This is a genomic window from Gordonia alkanivorans NBRC 16433, assembly GCF_000225505.1.
Classification (GTDB): Bacteria; Actinomycetota; Actinomycetes; order Mycobacteriales; family Mycobacteriaceae; genus Gordonia; species Gordonia alkanivorans.
In genome coordinates, this window is sequence record NZ_BACI01000095.1 from 39,007 (window position 1) to 60,188 (window position 21,182).

Sequence of the window (21,182 nt, forward strand, 5' to 3'; positions counted from 1 at the left end):
GTCGAGCGGTGACGGAAGCCGAGTCGGAACGTCCGGGTCGGGTCACGGTGGATGAGACGCAAGCGCTGATCGCCCCCGACGTCGAGGAAGCACGTCTCCGAGCGGTGGAGCAGCTCAACCTGCTCGACTCCGCCCCCGAGGACCGGTTCGCGCAGATCACCCGCATGGCCAAAGCGGTGTTCGGCGTACCGATGTCGACGGTGTCCCTCCTCGACCGGGATCGGCAATGGTTCAAGGCGGTCGACGGCATCGAACTGCAGAACCAGCCACGCGAGCAGACCGTGTGCCAGGTGACGGTCGCGCGGGCCTACACGCGCCCTGCCGACCCGGCGCTCGTCATCGAGGACGTGTCGACGATCCCGTTCTTCGCCGAGATACCTCAGATCAGCGGGGAGGGCGGAATCCGTTTCTACGCCGGGTATCCGTTGTACGGTCCGGGCGGTCACCCGGTGGGCACCTTCTGCGTCTACGACACCCGGCCGCGGCAGCTGACCGCCGACCAGTTGGCCGCGTTCCGCGAGCTGGCGGCCTGGGCGCAACGCGAGATCGAGAACTCCGACGATCTCGAACGCGCCGCGAAGGTGCAACGCCAGTTGCTCCCCCCACCGCTCGGTATCGTGCCCGGCTACTCCATCGAGACGATGTGCCTCCCCGCGTTCGCCGTGGGCGGCGACTTCTACGACCACTACCCCTGCCACGACGGACTGGTGTTCACCGTCGCCGACGTCATGGGCAAAGGTCTGGGGGCGGCGATCCTCACCGCCACCGTGCGGTCGGCGATGCGTGCTGCCTCACGGGCTTTCGACGCCACCGGTGGTGAGAGCGCAGACCATGATCTCGGCGAGGTCGTGGGTACGGTGGCCGGTCAGCTCGCCGAGGACTTCGCCGGCACGGAAACCTTCGCGACCCTGTTCCACGCCCGGCTGCGCACCCGGGACGGTCACGTCGACTACGTCGACGGTGGCCACGGGCTGGCCACCGTGCGCCGCGCTGACGGCCACTGCACCGTCCTACACGGCGGCGGACTCCCCATCGGAATCCTGCCGGAGGACACCTGGCGTTCGGCCGCAATCGATCTCGGCCCCGGCGACATGCTCGTGATCGCCTCGGACGGCCTCCTCGACCTCGTCGCCGGTGGGGACGCACTCGACCTCCTCCGAATGCTCTGCGGCACAAGCACTCCCGCCGCAGTGCGGACGAAGGTCGAGGAACTGGTGGCCAGTCTCCCACCCGTAGACGACGTCACACTCGTCGCGATCCGGCGGGACGATGCCGGATGAGCGAGAGCATCGAGAAGGCCACCCTCGCCCGCACCGCCCCGTCGCCGTGGTTACGGCTGCTCATCGTCGTGGCAGCAGTGCTCGGCCTCAACTACATCGTGTGGCGCTGGCTGGCATCGGTGAACTGGGAGGCGTGGTGGATCGCCGTCCCGCTGGTCGTCGCCGAGACCTACAGCCTCATCGACTCGCTGCTGTTCGGGCTCACCATGTGGAAACTGCAGCACCGCCCCGAACCCCCGCCGCCGCCCGCAGGCGCCACGGTCGATGTCTTCATCACCACCTACAACGAACCGATCGACCTCGTGATGAAGACCGCGCTCGCCGCGAAGGCCATCACCTACCCGCACACCACCTGGATCCTCGACGACGGTGACCGCGCCGAACTCGCCGAGTGCGCGCGCAAGGCCGGCCTGGGTTACCTGACCCGGTCGTCGAACTGGCTGGACAAGCCACGACATGCCAAGGCCGGCAACCTGAACAACGCGCTCATGCAGACCGAGGGCGAGTTCATCCTCATCCTCGACGCCGATCAGGTCCCCGAACCGCAGATCCTCGACCGCACGCTCGGTTACTTCCACGACGAGAAGATGGCCGTGGTCCAGACCCCGCAGTACTTCGTCAACGTGCCACCCTCGGACCCGCTGGGATCGCAGGCACCGCTCTTCTACGGGCCGATCCAGCAGGGGAAGGACGGCTGGAACGCCGCATTCTTCTGCGGCTCGAACGCGGTCCTGCGTCGTGAAGCACTGATGCAGCTCGGGATCACCCAGTACGTCACCGCCGTTGAGGACGGCGTCGACCGCGCCCTGCGGACCGCGCGGACCGTGCTCCGAAAGACCCGACGACGTGTCCGCGACAACCCTCCGGCACTCGCCGCGCTCGACCGGGTGGACGCCGCGGTCACCGAGGCACGGAAGCAGCTGAAGGATCGGGCACCGCTGGCCGATATCACCTACCGATTCCAGGCGTGGGTCGACGAGGCCGCCCGCGGACTCGTCGACGCCGATGTCGAGGCGATGCGTGCCGACCTCGAGGCCATCGAGGCCCTCACCGAGTTCAGCGAGCAGGAAACCGGTGCCGGGGCACTCGACTTCGATGCTCTGGCGGTTCTGGCCGATCGCGAATGGTCCCCACTCGGCGCCATCGAGTCGATCCGTGCCCTGGTCGCGGCGGTCGATGTCGGCAGATCCGATGAGGCGCAACCGATGTTGCCGCTCGCGACGATCTCGGTCACCGAGGACATGGCCACCTGCATGCGGCTGCACGCCCTGGGGTGGAATTCGGCATACCACCACGAGAACCTCGCCTACGGGCTCGCTCCCGAGGACCTGAAAACGATGCTCACCCAACGCCTTCGGTGGGCTCAGGGCACCATCCAGGTGATGCTGCGGGAGAACCCGCTGGTCCAGAAGGGGCTGACCGTAGCCCAGCGACTCATGTACTGGGCGACGATGTGGAGCTACCTGGCCGGTTTCGCGGCGATCGCCTACATCGCCGCCCCGGTGGTGTATCTCGTGCTGGGGGTTCTCCCGGTGCAGGCCTACAGCTGGGACTTCTTCCTCCGCCTCATCCCGTTCCTGGTGATCAACCAGGTGTTGTTCCTCGTCGTGGCGAGAGGAACCCCGACCTGGCGGGGCCAACAGTACAGTCTCGCATTGTTCCCGGTCTGGATCCGGGCCTGCACCACCGCGTTCCGCAACGTCTACCTGAACCGGCCACTCGGATTCGCGGTCACGCCGAAGACGAAACAGTCCCAGGACGCGCTGCCGTGGCATCTCGTCCGCCCGCAGCTCGCCGCGATGGTCCTCCTCGTCGTGGCATCGGTCATCGGCATCGTGCAGTTGTGGCGGGGCGCGATCTCTGTTCTGGGCGTGGGCGTCAACCTGTTCTGGGTACTGTTCGATCTGGTGATCCTGAGCGTCGTCATCATGGCGGTCCGCTACCGCGGTCACGACGACACGGCAGAAGACTCGCCCACCGGCGACAACCCCGCCCGTCCAGAAAGGCCATGATGACGACATACTCGACTCGCCCCGTCGCCGGTGATGCCGTGGCGATCACGCCGGACGGACGGCTCAACATGATCGCCGCACCCAGGCTGCGCGATCAGTTGCACGAACTCGTCGGGGCCGGGACGACCCGGATCGTCGTCGACCTATCCGGCACCGATTTCATCGACTCGTCCGGGCTGGGTGCGCTCGTCTCCGGACTGAAGGTCGCACGCCAGGCGGGTGGCGATCTCCGGATCGCGGCCCCCACCGAGCAGGTCGTCACCGTCCTGGAACTGACCAACCTCAATCGCGTGTTGCGGGTGCACGAGTCCGCGGACGCCGCGTACGGTGCCGAGTGAGATCCGAGAGGCCACCCTCATGACCGAGAACACCGGGACGCGTGTTCTCGAGGAGGTCACGTCGGACGCCACCCTCGAGCACATTCACGAGCTGCTCGCAGATCTGTTGCGCGACTGCCCGGTCGACGACATGGACGCAATGCAGTTCGAGCTCGCGCTGGCCGAGATCGGCTCGAACATCGTCGAACACGCCCGTGACGGCAGCCGGGTGGCCATGCGGCTCGAACTCGAGGTCGCGGCGGACCGGATCGAGGGCCGTTACAGCGACGACGGTCATCCGGCCCGCGTCGACCTCGACGCGGTGAGCCTGCCCGACGACTTCGCCGAGCGCGGTCGCGGACTGGCCATCGCCATCCAGATCCTCGACGAGCTCTCCTACCGGCGCGCCGACGGGCGCAACCACTGGCGACTGGTCCGCAACCGGACGGCGTGAAACTCACGCAGCCGTCTGGGTTTCCGCCTTCTCCGCGGCGGCGACCGGCAAGGCGGCCGCGATGTCTCGCTCCGACGACGGCGTGCCACGGTAGGTGACGATGCAGCGACTCAGGTCGAGTCCCACTGCGACGGCGGTCATCTCGAGATCGGAGCGGCGCGAGCCGTCGGCCGTCGGATACTCGTTGGTCTTGATCTGACCGTGCGCCATGACGGGCCGGCCCTTCGCGATGGCGAGGCCGACGCCGGCGAGGAGTCGGCGCCAGCAGCTCACCGTCAGATACAGCGTCGGTCCGTCCACCCACTCGCCGCTGCGCTTGTCGATGCGGCGCGAGGTGCAGGCCACGCGGAACGAGATCACGTCCTCGCCGGTGGTGGTCTGGCGTCGGCGGGGCTCGGACACAACGGTTCCGATGACGGTCGTGTACGTCTCAAACATGGTCGTCTCCTACTGGTGTCGGCCACGGGAAGTGTGGCCGCATCAGCATCTCCCCCGACATACGCCGGAGACGGGGACATGATCGGGCTGTGGAGAACTCTCCACGGATTACCCACAGATCGCGGGTACCCCTGGCGTTCCGCCCATAGGATCGCGGAATGCGGATGCGAGTGTTCCTGACCGGTCTGATCGCGGCGGCCACGATGCTGGTCGCGCCACCCCTGTCCGCGGCGGCACCGGCCCCGGCGATGTCGGGTCTGACCGACGCGATCGCCGGTCGCCTCGCACTGGCCGACGCGGTGGCCGCGTCCAAGTGGGCATCCGGCGCCGCCATCGACGATCCCGCGCGTGAACAGGTCGTCCTCGACACCGTGTCGCAGCTCGCTCTCGACCGGGACCTCGACCCCGGCTACGTTCGCGGTGTGTTCCGCGATCAGATCGAGGCGAGCAAGACGGTACAACGCAGGCTGTTCGCCCAGTGGCGCCTACCCGGGCAGACGGCCCCACCCGCGACACCGGATCTCGGTCCGGTCCGGGCGGCGATCAACGAACTCAATGTGGCGATCGTCGACGAACTCGCGGCCTCACGCGACATCGTGACGACCCTGCGCTGCCCGCCGGAGCTGACCGTGTCGACCGCGCAGACCGCCGCCGACGCGGGATTCGACCCGCTTCACGTCGCCGCGCTGGTCCAGGCCGGGGCGTCCGTCTGCACGGTGTCGACCGGATCGAGCTGAGTTCCGTTGCAACTCAGCCGCGTTTGTTGAGCTCCTTGAGCATGTCGTTGTAGTTCTCGAGTTCGGCGTCGTGGTCGCGGACCGCGTTGCGGTCGTAGCGCTTCGCCTGCCGGGTGTCGCTGCGCTGCCATTGGACCAGCAGGGCCAGCATGATGACGACGAGCGGGATCTCGCCTGCCGCCCAGGCGATTCCGCCGCCGGCGCGCTGGTCGTCGAACAGGTTGTAGGTCCACGGCAGATTGAGTCCGCGGTAGTAGTTCTCGGCGATGACGGCCGTGGTCATCATCAGTGCCACGCCGAAGAAGGCGTGGAACGGCAGCGACCCGAGGACGATGCCGAGTTTGGCGACCGGTTTGACCTGTCGTGGTGCGGGGTCGATGCCGATGACGAGCCAGTAGAACAGGTATCCGCTGAGCAGGAAGTGCAGGTTCATCAGCAGGTGAGCCGCGTGGTACTCGACCACCGACTCGTACAGCCCGCCGAGATAGAGGATGTAGAAGCTGCCGACGAACATGATGGCCGCGATCAGCGGGTGCGTCAGGAAGCGCGACGGCCCCGAGTGCACACCCGCCTGAATCCACTCGCGGGGTCCGGGAGGGTTGCCGCGGCCCGACGGCGGGAGGGCGCGCAGCGCCAGCGTCACCGGACCACCCAGGACCAGAAGGACCGGGATCATCATCGACATCAGCATGTGGGCGATCATGTGGACGCTGAACATCGCCGGTGCATACCGGCCGAGACCCGACGAGGTCGCCAGGAGCAGCAGCAGACATCCGAGAAGCCACGCGAAGGTGCGGCCGATCGGCCAGTCGTCGCCGCGTCGCTTCAGTCGCACGACGCCGCGGATGTACACGGCGGCCAGGACGATGGCGGCAAGACCGAAGATCAGGTCGAATCGCCAGTCGGTGAAGAACCGGACGAAGGTCGGCGGACCGTCGATGTCGTAGCCGATGGCGTTCTCGACCGGTGAGACGTTCGCGGTGTCGAGGGCCGGCGGCGGGGTCCGGCTCAGGCCGACCGCCAGACCGAAGGTGGCCGCGAACACGGCCAGCTCGACAAGCCCGAAGCGCACGAACAGCGACGGCCGCTCCTCCGACTCGAGCTGGGCGATGGTCACTCGCCGGTGCCACGCACCGAGCGCACCGAGGACGACGAGTGCCGCCACCTTCGCCACAACGAGGCGCCCGTAGGTGTCGGAGAAGAGCTGATCGAGGGGCACGCGCACGGCGGCGTTGATCACGCCGCTGAGGCCGACGACGATGATGCACCAGAACGCGACGCGCGAGAAGCGTCGGACCGCCAGTCCCCGCCACCGCCCGGACGCGAGCGCGTAGACGACCACCGCGGCGAGCCCGCCGAGCCACAGGGTCGCGCCGATCAGGTGCAGGATGAGGCTGTTGGTGGCGATGTCGTGGTTACCGCCCGACGACGAGTGCCCGGCCAGTGCCGACGGCATCAGGCTGAAGATCGTAAACGCGATGACCGCGACGGTCGGCCCCCACTTGAGGATCGTCCGCGCGATGATCGCCGCGACCAGCGCGAACACCGCCGTCCAGAACCAGGTGCGCACCTCGGCGACCTGACCGTATGCGTTGATCAGGTTGGCCGGTTTGATCGCCTCCGACAGCGGCGATCCGCTGACCTCCGACGCCGACAGCGGCATCAGCAGAAGCGCGCACACCGACCACACCAGCGCCGACGACGCCGCGATCCGGATGGCGCGATAGCCGCCGACGTCGAGCACGTTGTCGGACTGCGGCGGCACGAAGAAGGCGGCGAACACCGCGCAGCCCAGCGCGATCGCGGCCGCGAACTCACCGATCGCGGTCAGGGTCGGCAGACCGTAGGTGGTGAGCGGCCCGGGGTCGGGGACGCCGGTCAGCTTGAGCGCAGTGGACGCGGAGATGGCGGTGACGGCGATGGCGACGATCGCGGCGAGCCATCCCGACGCCCAGAGGACCGCGGTGACGACGCCGCGCGGTTCGTTCATCGCGTCGCGATTCTGATCCGGCGAGGCGGACGTCGACGTGCGGGTCATTCCTCAACTGTAGGTCCGGGGGCCGACGCCACACCCTCCGACCTGGTACCGCCGTGGTCTGGGGCACATCCGCGGCGAGCTCGAGGGCATGTCGTAAACTCCATGTGCCCGGCGCCCCGTGTCCTTGTGCCACGAGCGCGCCGAGCACGCCTCCGTAGCTCAGGTGGATAGAGCAAGGGCCTTCTAATCCCTAGGTCGCAGGTTCGAGTCCTGCCGGGGGCACCGTCACTTACGGCATCAGATGCCGAACGGCGCCGCGTAGCGCACCGTCCCGGACGGGACGTCGGTGCCGTCGAGGCTGAGCACCATCAACGCCTCTTCGGGCACCTCGATGCTGAGCCGGATGCCATGGTCGACGGCTCGTCGGAAACCGAAGCGCGGGTAGTAGTCGGGGTGGCCCAGCACGACGACGGTGCTCTCCCCCATGTCGCGCGCCGCGTCGAGGGCGGCGATGATCGCGGCCGAACCCGCTCCGGTCCGCTGGTATGCGGTGGCCACGGCACACGGTGCGAGGCACAACGCGGGGGCATCGTCGACGTGACAGCGTGTCAGCAGCGCGAAACCAACCGGGCGATCGTCGGCATCGACGGAAACGATGGAGAGCCCGTCGAGCCAGGCCGGGTCGGCGCGGAGCGCGTCGACCAGCTCGGCTTCCTCCGACGTGGGAAAGGCGTCCGCATTGATCTCGTGGACACACGCGACGTCGTCGGGCCGTTCCGCCCTCGTATGCCAAGCCTGTTGCGGCATCGGCGGCTCCCCTGTCCTGTCGAGTGCCCCCAACGTAGCCCCCGCGCGTGGTCGCGGAGAAGCGGTTTTCGGAACCGGCGAGGCGCGCGGCGCGTCCAAGAATCGCGCCACCTCTCCGGGTGGTCGCAGTCCTCGAAGAGTCACGGAGGATCATGCCATTCCCGTTCCCCATCCCCTCACCCGTTCCGCTCGTCCCCCAGTGGTTTCCCCGATCTGATCGCGGAAACGACTCGGAGAAGGATGTTTTCGGGGTTTCGCCGGACGAGATCGAGGCGGTCGTCAGGTCGTGGCGCGCCAATGGCATCGCCATCCACGCGATCGATACCGCGACCCTCGGCGACGCCCGGGGCTCATCGAGTCGGGTGGCCCGTGCACTCCGCGACACCGCCGGACCTGCCGGTCGCGCCGTCGAGTCGATCGGCGACCGCCTCATCGCGATGAGCGAGATCCTGGCCACCTTCGAAGCGACGACGACCTCGGCGGACGCCCGAGCTGCCGCGACGTTCGAAGCACTGCGGGACCGCTGATGCGCCCTACGATCTCGGCGCTGCGCGCCTGGAATCCGCAGTCCTTCGCCGACGCGGGATCGGCCGCATCGACCGCGGCCGAATCTCTCGACACCGGAATCGACCGCGCCCGGACGGCATTCGAGTCATCCGACTCGTGGCGTGGACGCACCCGTGCCGCCGCACACGACCGTATCCGGCAGGAGCACGACCACGCCGGCGAGGTCCGCAACGCGCTGCAGATGGTCGCCGACGAAGCATCCGACGCCGGGACCGACCTCGCATATGCGCGCGAGCACGTGTTGCGTCTCGTCGACGCCGCAACCGGCGCAGGTTTTCGCGTCGCCGACGACGGCACGGTCACCCACCCCGATCCCGGCCGGGTCACGGCGGCCGCCGAGTTCAGCGGCTCGATCGAGTCCGGTCTGGCCGCCGTCGACGGTCTCGACGAACGCTACGGCTCGCGACTCGACGGGCTCGCGACCGACCTCGCGTCAATGGTCGACGGACAACCCGATGTGACGCTTCCCGGGAATCGCCCCTTGGACGCCGACGCTGCCGTCCGAGTGCTCGAGTCACTCACTCCCGGCCAGGTCCGCGACATCCTCGAACAGATGGCACCCGACGACATACGACGCCTCATCCAGGCGAATCCGCATGTGCTGGGCAACCTTCCAGGCGTTCCCTTCGACCTTCGCATCCAAGCCAACGAGATCAACATCCGCAACGCCCTGGTCGACGAGATCCAGGCCGGCCGGAGCGAGGGTCGTCGTGCCCGGACGCTGCGGGAGATGCTGACGCCCGGCGACGGGCGCGAGCGGCAGTTCGTGACCTTCGTGAACACACGGCAGGGACGCGTCGTCGAGATGATCGGCACGCTGCGTCCAGGCACCAGGAATGCCGCCACCTATGTACCGGGAACCGGCACCACCATCGACACCGCCGGCGGCGACAACCGCCGCGCCGCAGCCGAACTCGCCGACCAGACCAACGGCCCGGTGTTCCTCTACCTCGACGGCGATCTGCCTCCGGATCTCCGCGCGGCCACGAGTCCGGCCTTCGCCGGCGCCATGGCCGCGCGGCTCGAGCTGTTCGGAACCGAACTCGACGCCGAGATCGCCCGCCACGCACCCGGCGCGAGCACCACCTACATCGGCCACTCCTATGGCGGGGTGGTGGTCGGCACCGCCGAGCAGCTGGGCCTGACTCCGGACCGCGTCATCTACGCGTCGTCGGCCGGCACCGGGGTGCACGATCTAACGCACCCCGGCGGCGTCGAACGGTACTCGCTGACATTTCCCGGCGACCCGATCCACTACGCGCAGTCCCTACCCGGGAACCCGCATGGCTCCGACCCCGACTCCGCACCCGGGGTGACGCGTCTCGACACCGGTACGGTCCAGATCGACGGACGCACCTACGACAGCGGGATCAAGACCCACGGCGGCTACTGGGACGACCCGCACTCGACGGCCTTCCGGAACATGGTGAAGGTCATCACCGGTCAGCAACCCGACCTGTACGTCGCGCGCAAACCCGATGTCCCCGAACTCCCGCCACCACCGCTCGGCGCACCGGCACCCCTGTGGGGGCTGTATCTGCTCAACGACCGCGCCGACGGAGATGTGGACCTACCAGGCCCCATCCCCGACATCCCGCTGAAACTCCCGTGGTGACGACCGACCTGTTCAGGACTTGTCGGGAACCACCGTCCCGCGCCAGCCACCGATGATCCGCATCGAGTGGTAGATGACCAGGGCGGCAACCGAGCCCAGCGAGATACCGGCGAACACGAGATCGCCGATCTGCCAGGTGTAGTCGGCGATGCCGATGATGAGCGGGATCGCGGCGGTGAACTGGTTGATCGGCTTGGAGAAGTCGACCTTGTTGCTGACCCAGATCTGCACGCCGATGATGCCGACGAGGCCGTAGAGGGCTGTCGTGACCCCGCCGAGGACGCCCGGCGGTATGGCGGCGATCACCGCACCGATCTTCGGCGACAGGCCGAGCAGGATCGCGGCCGCACCGGCCACCCAGTAGGCCGCGGTCGAGTAGACCTTGGTCGCCGACATCACGCCGATGTTCTCGGCGTACGTGGTCGTCGCCGAACCGCCACCGCTGCCGGCGAGCATCGTCGCCAGACCGTCCGCAGCGAGCGCGCGGCCCATCGTGTCGTCGTAGTCCCTGCCGGTCATCATCGCGACCGACTTCACGTGACCGATGTTCTCGACGACGAGGACCAGGACGACGGGAAGGAACAGCGGCAGGACACCGAGATCGAAGGTCGGGGTCTGGAAGTCGGGCAGGCCGACCCACGCGGCGTCGGCGATACCGGAGGTGTCGATGTAGTCGTTGTCGGAGTCGATCCAGTCGAGGACGAGCGCCAGCACATAGCCGAACGCGACGCTGAGGAAGATCGCCAGACGACCGAGCAGCCCGCGGAACAGCACCGCCGAGGCGACGAGCAGGACCAGAACGATGGTCGCGAGGACGGGGTCCGCGACGAAGTTGTTCTTCGCGGCCGGGGCCAGGTTCAGGCCGATCAGTGCCACGATCGCACCGGTCACCACCGGCGGCATCAGCGTCTCGATCCACTTCACGCCGGCGAAATGACTGATCAGACCGATGATGACGAGCAGCGCACCGACCGCGACCAGGCCACCGAGCGCCGACGATGCCCCGTCGGAGGCGACCGCCGCCGTCACCGGCGCGATGATCGCGAAACTCGAGCCCAGATAGCTGGGGAGACGGTTACGGGTGATCAGCAGGAACAGGATGGTGCCGATACCCGAGAACAGCAGGGTCGTCGACGGCGGGAACCCGGTGAGGACCGGCACCAGGAAGGTCGCGCCGAACATCGCGACCACATGCTGCAAACCGATGCTCACAGTCCGCGGCCAGGTCAGCCGTTCCTCCGGTGCCACCACGGTGTTCGTCGTGAGCTTCCACGACAGCAGGTTCTGGGATCTCGTCCCCGGTTCAGTCATGCGCAACAGTTTGCGGCACTCACGGCTTGCCCGCTCCCCTTACCCCGGTGCTCACTCGGCGCATATGCAACAAGACTCATAAGCACCTTGTTGCATAGTGCCCTGTTGCGGTGTTAGCGTGCTCACATGGCGCTCGAACATGCGATTCTGGTGTCGCTGGCGGAGCGACCCGGCACGGGTTACGAGATCGGTCAGCAATTCGACCGGTCGATCGGTTACTTCTGGTCGGCCACCCACCAGCAGATCTATCGGACGCTCAAGAAGCTCCTCGACGACGGCCTGGTGAGTGTCGAGTCGATCAGCCAGGACGGCCGCCCGGACAAGAAGGTCTACACCATCTCCGACTCGGGCCGAGATGCGCTGGCGCAGTGGGCGATGAGCCCCACACCACGGCAGGCACTCCGCAGCGACATCGGCGTCAAACTCCGCGCCGCCGAGTTCGGCGACCTCGCCGCCATCATCGGCGAGCTCAAGGCCCACCGCGACGAGCACGTCGCACAACTGACGTTGTTCAAGGGATTCCAGGCGGACTACTACCCCGAGCCCGACACCCTGACCGGCCGCAAGCTCCACCAGTACCTCGTGCTGCGCGGCGGCATCCGGCAGGAGGAGGGCTACATCGAGTGGTGCGACGAGGTCATTCCCGCACTCGAACGCGAACTCGCCGGGATGAACCAGCGACACCCGTGACGGCACGGAACCACCACCCAGACAGAGCATTGCACGCACACAGCGTCACCACGACACCGAGATGAAAGGTCGCGCCATGTCAGCCCACACGGCACAACCCAACCCGCATTACCCGCACCTGTTCACGCCGCTGCAGATCGGCGGCATGACCATCGAGAACCGTCTGGTGATGGGGTCGATGCACACAGGTCTCGAGGATCGCCTCTGGGACACCGACAAGCTCGCCGCGTACTTCGCCGAGCGCGCGAAAGGCGGTGCGGGACTGATCATCACGGGCGGTTTCGGCACCAGCCGCACCGGCCTGCTCGCCTTCGCCGGCGGCAAGATGACCAACGCCCTCGACTGGAAGCGACATCAGCGCGTCACCAAGGCCGTGCACGACGAGGGCGGCAAGATCGCCATGCAGCTCATCCACGCCGCCCGTTACGGGTACACCCCGTTCAAGGTCGCTCCGGGCAAGGATCCGTCGCCGATCCATCCGTTCAAGCACCTGCGGATGACCGAGCCGATCATCTGGCACGTCATCAAGACCTTCGGCCAGTCGGCGAAGCTGGCACGCAAGGCCGGGTACGACGCCATCGAGATCATGGGCGGCGAGGGGTATCTGATCAACCAGTTCCTGTGCCCGCACACCAATGACCGCACCGACAAGTGGGGCGGCAACACCGAGAACCGGCAGCGTTTCCTCGTCGAGGTCATCAAGGAGATCCGCCGTCAGGTTCCCCGCGACTTTCCGATCATCCTGCGTCAGTCCGTCGCCGACCTGATCCGCAAGGGCCAGACCTGGGACGAGATCGCCCTGATGGCACGCAAGGCCGAGGAGCACGGCGTCGATGCGATCAACACCGACATCGGCTGGCACGAGGCCCAGGTCCCCACGATCGTGACCTCGGTCCCCCGCGGCGCCTTCGTGAAGTTCACCGAGCGTCTCCGCGACGAGGTGTCGATCCCGCTGATCGCCGCCAACCGCATCAACACCGCGGAGTTCGCCGAGGAGATCCTCACCAACGGCCGCGTCGACGCCATCCAGATGGCCCGTCCGTTCCTCGCCGATCCCCACCTGGCCAACAAGGCCCGCGCGGGTCGCGCCGACGAGATCAACACCTGCATCGGCTGCAACCAGGCCTGCCTCGACCACGCCTTCGTCGGTAAGAAGGTGTCGTGCCTGGTGAACCCGCGTGCGGGACGCGAGACCACGCTGATCCTCAGCCCGACGCGCAAGGCCAAGCGGGTCGCCGTCGTCGGTGCCGGTCCGGCCGGCCTGTCGGCTGCCGTCTCGAGTGCCGAACGCGGCCACAAGGTGACGCTGTTCGAAGGTGGCAAGTCCATCGGCGGCCAGTTCTCCATCGCCGCCCGCATCCCGGGCAAGGAGGAGTTCAACGAGACGATCCGCTACTTCACCCGCAAGCTCGAGGTCCTCGGCGTCGACGTCCGACTCAACACCCGGGTCGACGCCGACACGCTCATCGCAGAGAAGTTCGACGACGTCATCGTCGCCACCGGTGTCGTGCCGCGCATCCCGAGCTTCCCCGGCGTCGACCACCCGATGGCGATGTCGTACGCCGACGCCGTCCTCGGTCATCGCGAGATCGGCAAGCGGGTCGCCGTCATCGGTGCCGGAGGTATCGGCTTCGACATCAGCGAGTTCCTCACCACCGACGAGTCGCCGACGCTGAATCTCAAGGAATGGGAACAGGAATGGGGCGTCACCGACGATCCGGAGAAGCCCGGTTTCGTCACCAAGCCCCGCCCCCTGCCGCCGGTGCGTCAGGTCTACATGGTGCAGCGCAAGTCCGGTAAGCAGGGCAAGTCGCTCGGCAAGACGACCGGCTGGGTGCACCGCGCCACGATGAAGATGAAGGGCGTCGAGCAGATCAGTGGCGCGACCTACGACAAGATCGACGATCAGGGTCTGCACCTCAGCTTCCGCGACGACGAGGGCAACGTGACGGAGACCCGGGTCCTCGAGGTCGACAACGTGGTCATCTGCGCGGGCCAGGAATCGGTGCGCGATCTCATCGATCCGCTGACCCTCGCCGGTGTCACCACCCACGTGATCGGCGGCGCCGACTACGCGGGCGAACTCGACGCCAAGCGCGCTATCCGGCAGGGCACCGAGGTCGCCGCCGGTATCGACTGACCTCTCGACCCATCTGTCGCTGCGCTCCGGCTCTTCTCGGGCCGGGGCGCAGCGGCCGCTACGATTGCTCCCATGCCGGTACCGCCGCCTTCAGAAAACGCCCGCGCCGTCGTCACCGGGGCCTCCTCCGGTATCGGTCGCGAGCTCGCCCGGGCGCTGGCCGCCCGTGGCCACTCGGTAGTCCTCGTCGCCCGTCGCGGTGAGCTCCTCGAAGAGCTCGCCGGCGAACTGCGGGCCGCCCATCGGGTCGCGGTCGAGGTCCGCGCGGTCGACCTGTCCGACCCGACCAAGGTCGAGGTCCTTGCCGCCGAGTTCGCCGGACGCGAGATCTCGATCCTCTGTAACAACGCCGGCATCGCCACCTTCGGCCCCGTCGCCGAACTCGACGCCGACTACGAGAAGTCCCAGGTCCTGCTGAACGTCAACGCCGTTCACGACCTGACCCTCGCTGTCCTCCCCCAGATGGTGAAGCGCGGTTCCGGCGGCATCCTCATGGTGGGGTCGGCAGCCGGCAACATGCCGATCCCGAACAACGCCACCTATGCCGCGTCGAAGGCCTTCGTCAACACGTTCAGCGAATCGCTGCGGGGCGAGGTCTCGGCACAGGGCGTCCACGTCACACTTCTGGCTCCCGGCCCGGTCCGCACCCACACACCGTCGCCCGACGAGGCGTCGATCGTGGACAAGGTCGTCCCCGACTTTCTCTGGCATTCATCCGCGAAGGTCGCCGAGATGAGTCTGGATGCCCTGGCGCACAACAAGATGCGTGTCGTCCCCGGAACCCTGTCCAAAGCCATGTCGGTGGCCGGCGGGTACACCCCGCGCGCCGTCGTCGCGCCGATCGTCGGCGGGTTCTACCGAAAGTTCAGCGCCGAGTAGGCCCGGCGCCGAACACTTCTCAACGCTTCCGACGCCGCCCCGTACCGAAGATCGCGCGACTGAACTCGCGTCCCGCGGCGCTGGCCGCCGACCGCAGGAAGCTCTGCACCGGCTTGCTGGTCAGCACCTCGGTGATGATGCCCGGCTCCTCGGGGACGGGCTTCGGTGCCGGAGTATGTTTCGGAGCCGGGACGGGAACCGGAGCCGGTGCGGGCGTGTCGGCGGATTCGCCGGGCGACAGCGTGTTGGCGGCGAGCATCTCGTAGGCCGACTCGCGGTCGATCGACTGCCCGTACTTCGCATACAGCGGACTCGCCTTGGCGGCGGCGGTGATCGCCTCCGCCCCGATGGCATCCATCGACGAACGCGGCGGACGCACGACCGTCCAGGCGACCGGGGTCGGCGCACCCTTCTCCGACAGCACCGTCACCACGGCCTCACCGGTGCCCAGCGAGGTGAGGACCTGCTCGAGCTTGTAGATCTCCGACACCGGGTACGTCTTGACCGTCTTCTTCAGCGCCTTCTGATCGTCAGGTGTGAAGGCACGCAACGCATGCTGGATGCGGGCGCCGAGCTGCGACAGCACCTCGTTGGGGATGTCGGTGGGCAGCTGCGAGCAGAAGAAGACGCCCACACCCTTCGAGCGGATCAGCTTGACCGTCTGCACGACCTGGTCGATGAACGCCTTCGACGCGTCGTCGAACAGCAGATGCGACTCGTCGAAGATGAAGACCAGCTTCGGCTTGTCGACATCGCCGACCTCGGGCAGGAACTCGAAGAGGTCGGCCAGAATCCACATCAGGAAAGTGGAGAACAGAGCAGGCCGGGCGGCCTGGGCGCCGAGCTCGAAGAGCGTGATGATGCCGCGACCGTCGGCGGCGAGGCGGATGAGGTCGGCGGGCTCGACCTCGGGCTCACCGAAGAACGTGTCGCCGCCGTCGGCCTCGAGATTGGTCAGGGAACGCAGGATCACGCCCGCGGTCTGGCGCGAGACCCCGCCGATGTTCTTGAGCTCTTCCTTGCCCTCGTCGCCGGTGAGGAAGGCGATCACCGACCGTAGGTCCTTCAGGTCGAGCAGCGGCAGACCCTTCTTGTCCGCCCAGTGGAAGATCAATCCGAGGGTCGATTCCTGGGTGTCGTTGAGGCCCAACACCTTGGAGAGAAGGATCGGGCCGAAGGACGTGATGGTCGCGCGGATGGGCACGCCGATGCCGGTGTCACCGAGCGAGACGAACTCGACAGGATGAGAGGCGGGCTGCCAGGAATCGCCGGTCTGCTGTGCGCGTTCGACGATCTTGTCGTTGCTGACGCCCTCGCGGCTCAGCCCCGACAGGTCTCCCTTGATGTCGGCCATCACCACCGGCACACCATTGGCGGAGAGCTGTTCGGCCAGCAATTGCAGGGTCTTGGTCTTGCCGGTGCCCGTGGCACCGGCGACGAGGCCGTGCCGATTCATCATCGCGAGCGGGATGCGCACCGAGGCGGTCGCGTCGACCTGACCGTCCACCGACACCGTCCCCAGTTCGAGCGAGGTGGAGGTGAAGGCGTAGCCGGCGGCGATGGTCTGAGCAGGGCTGAGGGCTTCGGTCACGAGGGACACAATAGCCCGCGAGGTGCCCCTGTTCTCCGTCTGACGCGGGCTCGTCGTGACGGTTGGCTAAGGTTGTCGGGTGCAGGACAAACTGGTGTGGATCGATTGCGAGATGACCGGCCTCCGACTCGAGTCGGACAAGTTGATCGAGATCGCGGCCCTGGTCACCGACGGTGACCTCAACATCCTGGGTGACGGCGTCGACGTCGTCATCCACGCCGACGACGCGGCTCTCGCGTCGATGCCCGACGTCGTGACCAAGATGCATGCCGATTCCGGTCTCACCGAAGAGGTGCGCGCGTCCACCGTCACCCTCGCCGAGGCCGAGAAGATGGTGCTCGACTACATCCGCAAGCACGTGACGTCGCCCGGTGCCGTCCCGCTGGCCGGCAACTCGATCGCCACCGACCGCGGCTTCATCGCCCGGGACATGCCCGAACTCGACGCCTACCTGCACTATCGGATGGTCGACGTCAGTTCGATCAAGGAACTGTGCCGCCGCTGGTTCCCGAAGGTGTACTTCGGCCAGCCCGACAAGGGCCTCGCCCATCGTGCCCTCGCCGACATCCGTGAATCGATCCGCGAGCTCCGTTATTACCGTGCAGCCGCCTTCGTGCCGGCTCCCGGCCCCGACGTCGATGCGCTCGCGAACATCGTCAAGGATCTCGGGCCCGCCTGAAAACGCAGGTCAGATAATCGATTGGAGTTCTGCGGCATCTACCCGCTAGAGTGTTCTTGGCTCTGAGACCAGGCGCGAAAGCCCGGGTGTCGGATGCCGATGGTGGATGTAGTTCAGTTGGTAGAGCACCAGGTTGTGATCCTGGCTGTCGCGGGTTCGAGTCCCGTCATCCACCCCGATGAGTGGGAGGTCCGAGTTTCGGGCCTCCCATTTTTCGTTTCCGACGAGAAGTTCCGGCGGCTGTCGATATCGCGTCCGCCCGTACGTCACCATGGTGTCGGACCACTCCGGTCCGGCGGCAGATGACTGGAGGAACGATGAAATACGCACTGCTGCTCATGGGACACGTCGACGACCCGGCATGCGGCGAAGAAGGCGGAGCGACGCCCGAGGAGTTCTTCGCGTTCGACCAGGAGATCACCGAAGCCGGCGTCGTGGTCAGCTCTTTCGCTCTCGAGGACGAACGCGCCGTCGTGCACACGAATGGCACGGGCGAGCGCGTCGTGGCGTCGTCGGGTCCGTTCGCCGAGGTTCGCGAGTTCGTCGGCGGCGTCTACGTCATCGACGTCGCCGACATCGACGAGGCGATCGAGTGGGCTCGCCGTAGTCCCGGTTCGGCACCGGGTGGGCACGTGGAGATCCGGCCGCTCGCGCCGTACTGAGCCGTGACCGGAACACCGGACCGCTCGGCGGGCGCGCCTCTCGTGGCCCGTCGAGCGGTTGCCACGATCGATCGCGGCATCCGCACTCGTGTCATCGCCACCCTCACCAGACGATTCGGTGATCTCGATCGCGCCGAGGACGCCCTGCAGGACGCTCTGGCGCAGGCCCTGGTCACCTGGCCGCAGACAGGTGTCCCCGAGTCACCAGAGGCGTGGCTCACGACGACCGCGAAACGTCGGGTGCTCGACGAACTGCGGCGGGAGAACGTCCTCGCCGGGAAACTCGGGCAGCTGCAGACCGATTCGGACCGCGCGCCCGTTCCGGCGGACTTCGGCGACCCCGCCGACATCACGCATCCGGCATTGCCCGACGAACGCCTCGGCATGTACTTCGCGTGTACCCACCCGGTTCTGCGGATCGAGGACCGGATCGCGCTCATGTTGCGGTTCGTCGCCGGGCTGACCACACCCGAGGTCGCGCACGCACTCCTGATCCCGGTTCCGACCGCACAGCAGCGACTCGTGCGCGCGAAGAAGCGGATCAAGGCACTCGGCGTGCCGTTCCATCCGCCGCGTGCCGACGACCTACCGGACCGCCTCGGGGGCGTCCTACGTGTTGTGTACCTGGTGTATTCGGAGGGTTACGCACGGTCGACGGGTAGCTCACACATCCGCGACGACATCACCGCCGAGGCCATCGCGCTGGCGCGGACTCTGTATGTCCTGCTCCCCTGCGCCGAGACCGCCGGGCTGCTCGCTCTGCTGTTGCTCACCGAATCTCGGCGGCCCGCACGGGTGGACCCCGACGGCCGGCCGATCCCACTGTCCGACCAGGACCGGACCCTCTGGGTCACGGCAATGGTGAGAGAGGGCACCGCACTCGCCGAATCCGCTGCTGCACAACGTGACGCGGGTGCCTACACGATCCAGGCAGCGATCGCCGCGGTTCATGCGGAGGCGCGGACCGCCGATGACACCGACTGGGCGCAGATCGCGGTTCTCTACCGCCTGTTGGAAGCGCACGATCCCGGCCCGGTCGTGCGGATCGGCCGGGCCGTCTCCGTCGGACGGGCGTTCGGACCGTCACGCGGGATCGAGATGCTCAACCGGTTGGCGTCGAACCCCTCGCTCGACCGGTATCGCCCGTTCCATGTGGCGCGGGCACTGACACTCGCGGAACTCGACGATCACGACGGCGCAGCGGCCGCCTACCGTCGCGCGCTCGAGCTGCCCGGCAACGAGGCCGAAGACGACTATCTCGCAAGCATTCTCGCCGGGTTGACGCAGGACTCCTGACGACGAGAGACCGGTTACTCGTCGTCCGCGGAGGAGTCCGCCGAGGACTCGTCCGAACTCGATCGCGACCGGCTCTTCTTCTCGGGAGTGGGCACCGGGTCGGAGTCCTCGGCCTCGACTGCAGGCGCCTCGGCCGCGGGCGCGTCGTCGGTCGGGGCCGCTTCCGGTTCACTGGTCTCCGGCGCGTTCGCGACGGGTGCGGGTGCGGACGTCGTCGTCGAGGTCACCGGCACCTCCGGGTCCGGCAGGACGAACGTGAATCCGGCTGTGCCCGCGGGCTTCCACATCGCCTTACCGGCGGCGCTCGGCGCGGTGAACGCCACCCAACCGGTGTAGGTCTGCCCCGGTGCCAGCTGATCCGGCAATTGCGCTCCCTCGGTTGTCGCCTGCCCTGATGCCTGTTGCACTCCCCCGACCATCGGGGCGAAGTCATCCCAGGCGATCGATGACAACCGGCCGTCACCCCCGGTGTCCGACGTGGTCACCGACATCTTCACCGCGACCGTCGCTTTCGCCCCTTCCGAGGGAGCGGTGGACTCGATCTTCTGGATCGTCGCCGTACCGAGGTCGGTGCCATCGGTGGCGATCACCGGGAACTGATCCCCGACGTCGACGTCGGTCGGGGTCGTCGGACCTTGCTTCAGCGCCGGGGTTTCGGCGGCTTCGCTCTCGGAAGAGCTTGCCGACGAGGAGCTCTCGGACTCGGAACTCTCGGAGTTCTCGGAACTCTCGGAGCTCGAGGACTCCGATTCCGAACTCTCGGAGCTCTCGGCGGCCGAACTCTCCGCGGACTCCGACGGCGTGGCGCTCTCCGAGGACGGCGCGAGGCGTGCCGCCATTCGTGCCGCGCCCGCAGCCTGGACAGAAGATCCTGCATCCGGAAGCGCAACCCCGATACCACATTCGGCGCGGACGAACTGGATACTGACGGTCCAGACGGTCGAGTGCGGCCACAAGAGGTTCTGGATATCGAGGTCCAGGATCAGCGTCGACAGAGCGGTCTTCGCGGTAGTGGCAACGATGCTGCGGAACGTCCCCTCTACCCGGTACCCCACCGCGTTGTCGGTGAAGGACCTCGACCCGTTCGGCGGGGGCATTGCGTAATTGTTGTTTGAGCCGATGCCGATATAGATGTCACCGCCGGTCGGAGCTGTGGCCGTGGGTGTGACCGTTTCGCCGTAGTTCGATGAAGTGCAGTTGACCGCAGCCGTGTAGATGTTCTCCTTCGTGTCCAGGACCGACACGGTCGAGCTGAACGGATTCAACCAGTTCGGCGTGGGGGACGCCCTCAGGTCCCGCGCCGTTGAGGTCGCGGATGCCGAAATGTTGCCGGCGGTGCGGGTCAGCGTCGCCTCCGACCGCCCTCGCGCAGCGACCATGCCCACACCGAAGAAGCCACTCCCGCTGTACCTGGAGGTGAAGGTGGTTGCACCGGGGGTCACCGTGGTCCCCGGGTTGGCAAACGTATGCGTGGCAGTCGTGGCGTCCCATGTGTCACCGCTGATCAACCGCTGGTTCTTTGTGTGCGCGGTGATCGAACGGGCGTACCCGTCAGTGGCCGGAGCGAGACGGAATGTGGAACTCCCCCAGACCTTGTCATTCCACGCCGCGAGCACGCCGGTCGCCTGCGCGACCACGCCGAGTACCGCAATCATGCCGATGACGGCGATCAGGATCTTGCTGCGCTTGGTGAGGTTCATGCTTGCCGTGTATCTCTATGAGTTGCGGA

At 67.2% G+C, this 21,182-nt stretch carries 19 protein-coding genes and 2 tRNA genes; 15 read left to right on the top strand and 6 right to left on the bottom strand.

What is annotated here, in order from left to right; genetic code table 11:
- The first annotated feature begins 8 nt into the window (after positions 1–8).
- Genes GOALK_RS16830 through GOALK_RS16845 form a run of 4 tightly spaced genes read left to right on the top strand, consistent with a single transcriptional unit; the run spans position 9 to position 4,063 of the window.
- Complete coding sequence (locus GOALK_RS16830; protein WP_006360046.1) at positions 9–1,280, top strand: PP2C family protein-serine/threonine phosphatase; 1,272 nt, start codon at positions 9–11, stop codon at positions 1,278–1,280.
- Positions 1,277–3,292, top strand: a complete 2,016-nt coding sequence (locus GOALK_RS16835) for a glycosyltransferase family 2 protein (RefSeq protein ID WP_006360047.1) — start codon at positions 1,277–1,279, stop codon at positions 3,290–3,292. The genes GOALK_RS16830 and GOALK_RS16835 overlap by 4 nt, the downstream gene beginning before the upstream one ends.
- Positions 3,292–3,630, top strand: a complete 339-nt coding sequence (locus tag GOALK_RS16840; RefSeq protein ID WP_006360048.1) for an STAS domain-containing protein — start codon at positions 3,292–3,294, stop codon at positions 3,628–3,630. Before GOALK_RS16835 ends, GOALK_RS16840 begins: the two co-directional genes overlap by 1 nt.
- A gap of 19 nt (positions 3,631–3,649) precedes the next feature.
- Positions 3,650–4,063, top strand: coding sequence for an ATP-binding protein (locus GOALK_RS16845; RefSeq protein ID WP_035754143.1), 414 nt, complete (start codon positions 3,650–3,652; stop codon positions 4,061–4,063).
- A 3-nt stretch (positions 4,064–4,066) separates the two neighbouring features.
- On the opposite strand, the gene GOALK_RS16850 is transcribed toward GOALK_RS16845, so the two are convergent.
- Positions 4,067–4,501: a single-stranded DNA-binding protein gene (locus tag GOALK_RS16850; protein WP_005198896.1), complete on the bottom strand. Its 435-nt coding sequence runs from the start codon at positions 4,499–4,501 to the stop codon at positions 4,067–4,069.
- A gap of 158 nt (positions 4,502–4,659) precedes the next feature.
- On the opposite strand from GOALK_RS16850, the gene GOALK_RS16855 reads away from it, so the two are divergent.
- Positions 4,660–5,238, top strand: coding sequence for a chorismate mutase (locus GOALK_RS16855; RefSeq protein WP_006360050.1), 579 nt, complete (start codon positions 4,660–4,662; stop codon positions 5,236–5,238).
- Positions 5,239–5,251: 13 nt separating this feature from the next.
- Here the strand turns inward: GOALK_RS16855 and GOALK_RS16860 are convergent, their stop codons facing one another.
- Positions 5,252–7,276, bottom strand: a complete 2,025-nt coding sequence (locus GOALK_RS16860) for a bifunctional copper resistance protein CopD/cytochrome c oxidase assembly protein (protein WP_006360051.1) — start codon at positions 7,274–7,276, stop codon at positions 5,252–5,254.
- Between the two features lie 148 nt (positions 7,277–7,424).
- On the opposite strand from GOALK_RS16860, the gene GOALK_RS16865 reads away from it, so the two are divergent.
- Positions 7,425–7,498, top strand: a tRNA-Arg gene (locus GOALK_RS16865).
- Between the two features lie 15 nt (positions 7,499–7,513).
- Here the strand turns inward: GOALK_RS16865 and GOALK_RS16870 are convergent.
- Positions 7,514–8,023, bottom strand: coding sequence for a GNAT family N-acetyltransferase (locus GOALK_RS16870; RefSeq protein WP_006360052.1), 510 nt, complete (start codon positions 8,021–8,023; stop codon positions 7,514–7,516).
- Between the two features lie 152 nt (positions 8,024–8,175).
- On the opposite strand from GOALK_RS16870, the gene GOALK_RS16875 reads away from it, so the two are divergent.
- Both GOALK_RS16875 and GOALK_RS16880 read left to right on the top strand, forming a co-directional pair.
- On the top strand, positions 8,176–8,550 hold the full coding sequence (locus GOALK_RS16875; RefSeq protein ID WP_006360053.1) for a hypothetical protein: 375 nt from the start codon (positions 8,176–8,178) through the stop codon (positions 8,548–8,550).
- Positions 8,550–10,205 carry an alpha/beta hydrolase gene (locus GOALK_RS16880; RefSeq protein WP_006360054.1) on the top strand — a complete coding sequence of 552 codons (1,656 nt, stop codon included), beginning with the start codon at positions 8,550–8,552 and terminating at the stop codon, positions 10,203–10,205. Before GOALK_RS16875 ends, GOALK_RS16880 begins: the two co-directional genes overlap by 1 nt.
- A gap of 12 nt (positions 10,206–10,217) precedes the next feature.
- Here the strand turns inward: GOALK_RS16880 and GOALK_RS16885 are convergent, their stop codons facing one another.
- The gene (locus GOALK_RS16885; RefSeq protein ID WP_035754064.1) at positions 10,218–11,516 is read right to left on the bottom strand and encodes a uracil-xanthine permease family protein; all 1,299 of its coding nucleotides are present in this window, start codon (positions 11,514–11,516) and stop codon (positions 10,218–10,220) included.
- A 126-nt stretch (positions 11,517–11,642) separates the two neighbouring features.
- Between GOALK_RS16885 and GOALK_RS16890 the strand changes: the two genes are divergently transcribed.
- From GOALK_RS16890 to cmrA, 3 genes are all read left to right on the top strand, one after another.
- Entirely contained in the window at positions 11,643–12,206 is a 564-nt protein-coding gene (locus GOALK_RS16890) for a PadR family transcriptional regulator (protein WP_006360056.1), read from the top strand.
- A gap of 76 nt (positions 12,207–12,282) precedes the next feature.
- On the top strand, positions 12,283–14,346 hold the full coding sequence (locus tag GOALK_RS16895; protein ID WP_006360057.1) for an NADPH-dependent 2,4-dienoyl-CoA reductase: 2,064 nt from the start codon (positions 12,283–12,285) through the stop codon (positions 14,344–14,346).
- Between the two features lie 72 nt (positions 14,347–14,418).
- Positions 14,419–15,225: a mycolate reductase gene (cmrA, locus tag GOALK_RS16900; protein WP_006360058.1), complete on the top strand. Its 807-nt coding sequence runs from the start codon at positions 14,419–14,421 to the stop codon at positions 15,223–15,225.
- 19 nt (positions 15,226–15,244) lie between these two features.
- Here cmrA and GOALK_RS16905 read toward each other — a convergent pair whose 3' ends face one another.
- Positions 15,245–16,825 (bottom strand): helicase HerA-like domain-containing protein, encoded by a 1,581-nt coding sequence (locus GOALK_RS16905; protein ID WP_006360059.1) that lies wholly within the window; start codon positions 16,823–16,825, stop codon positions 15,245–15,247.
- Positions 16,826–16,895: 70 nt separating this feature from the next.
- On the opposite strand from GOALK_RS16905, the gene orn reads away from it, so the two are divergent.
- The 4 genes from orn to GOALK_RS16925 all read left to right on the top strand — a co-directional run bounded on the left by orn (position 16,896) and on the right by GOALK_RS16925 (position 19,453).
- Positions 16,896–17,495 (top strand): oligoribonuclease, encoded by a 600-nt coding sequence (gene orn / locus GOALK_RS16910; RefSeq protein ID WP_006360060.1) that lies wholly within the window; start codon positions 16,896–16,898, stop codon positions 17,493–17,495.
- 102 nt (positions 17,496–17,597) lie between these two features.
- Positions 17,598–17,670: transfer RNA gene (locus tag GOALK_RS16915), tRNA-His, on the top strand.
- A 142-nt stretch (positions 17,671–17,812) separates the two neighbouring features.
- The gene (locus tag GOALK_RS16920; RefSeq protein ID WP_006360061.1) at positions 17,813–18,157 is read left to right on the top strand and encodes a YciI family protein; all 345 of its coding nucleotides are present in this window, start codon (positions 17,813–17,815) and stop codon (positions 18,155–18,157) included.
- Between the two features lie 3 nt (positions 18,158–18,160).
- Positions 18,161–19,453, top strand: coding sequence for an RNA polymerase sigma factor (locus tag GOALK_RS16925; RefSeq protein ID WP_006360062.1), 1,293 nt, complete (start codon positions 18,161–18,163; stop codon positions 19,451–19,453).
- Positions 19,454–19,467: 14 nt separating this feature from the next.
- Here GOALK_RS16925 and GOALK_RS16930 read toward each other — a convergent pair whose 3' ends face one another.
- A complete protein-coding gene (locus GOALK_RS16930; protein WP_006360063.1) occupies positions 19,468–21,153 on the bottom strand; it encodes a hypothetical protein in 1,686 nt (561 codons plus the stop codon).
- Positions 21,154–21,182 lie beyond the last annotated feature (29 nt).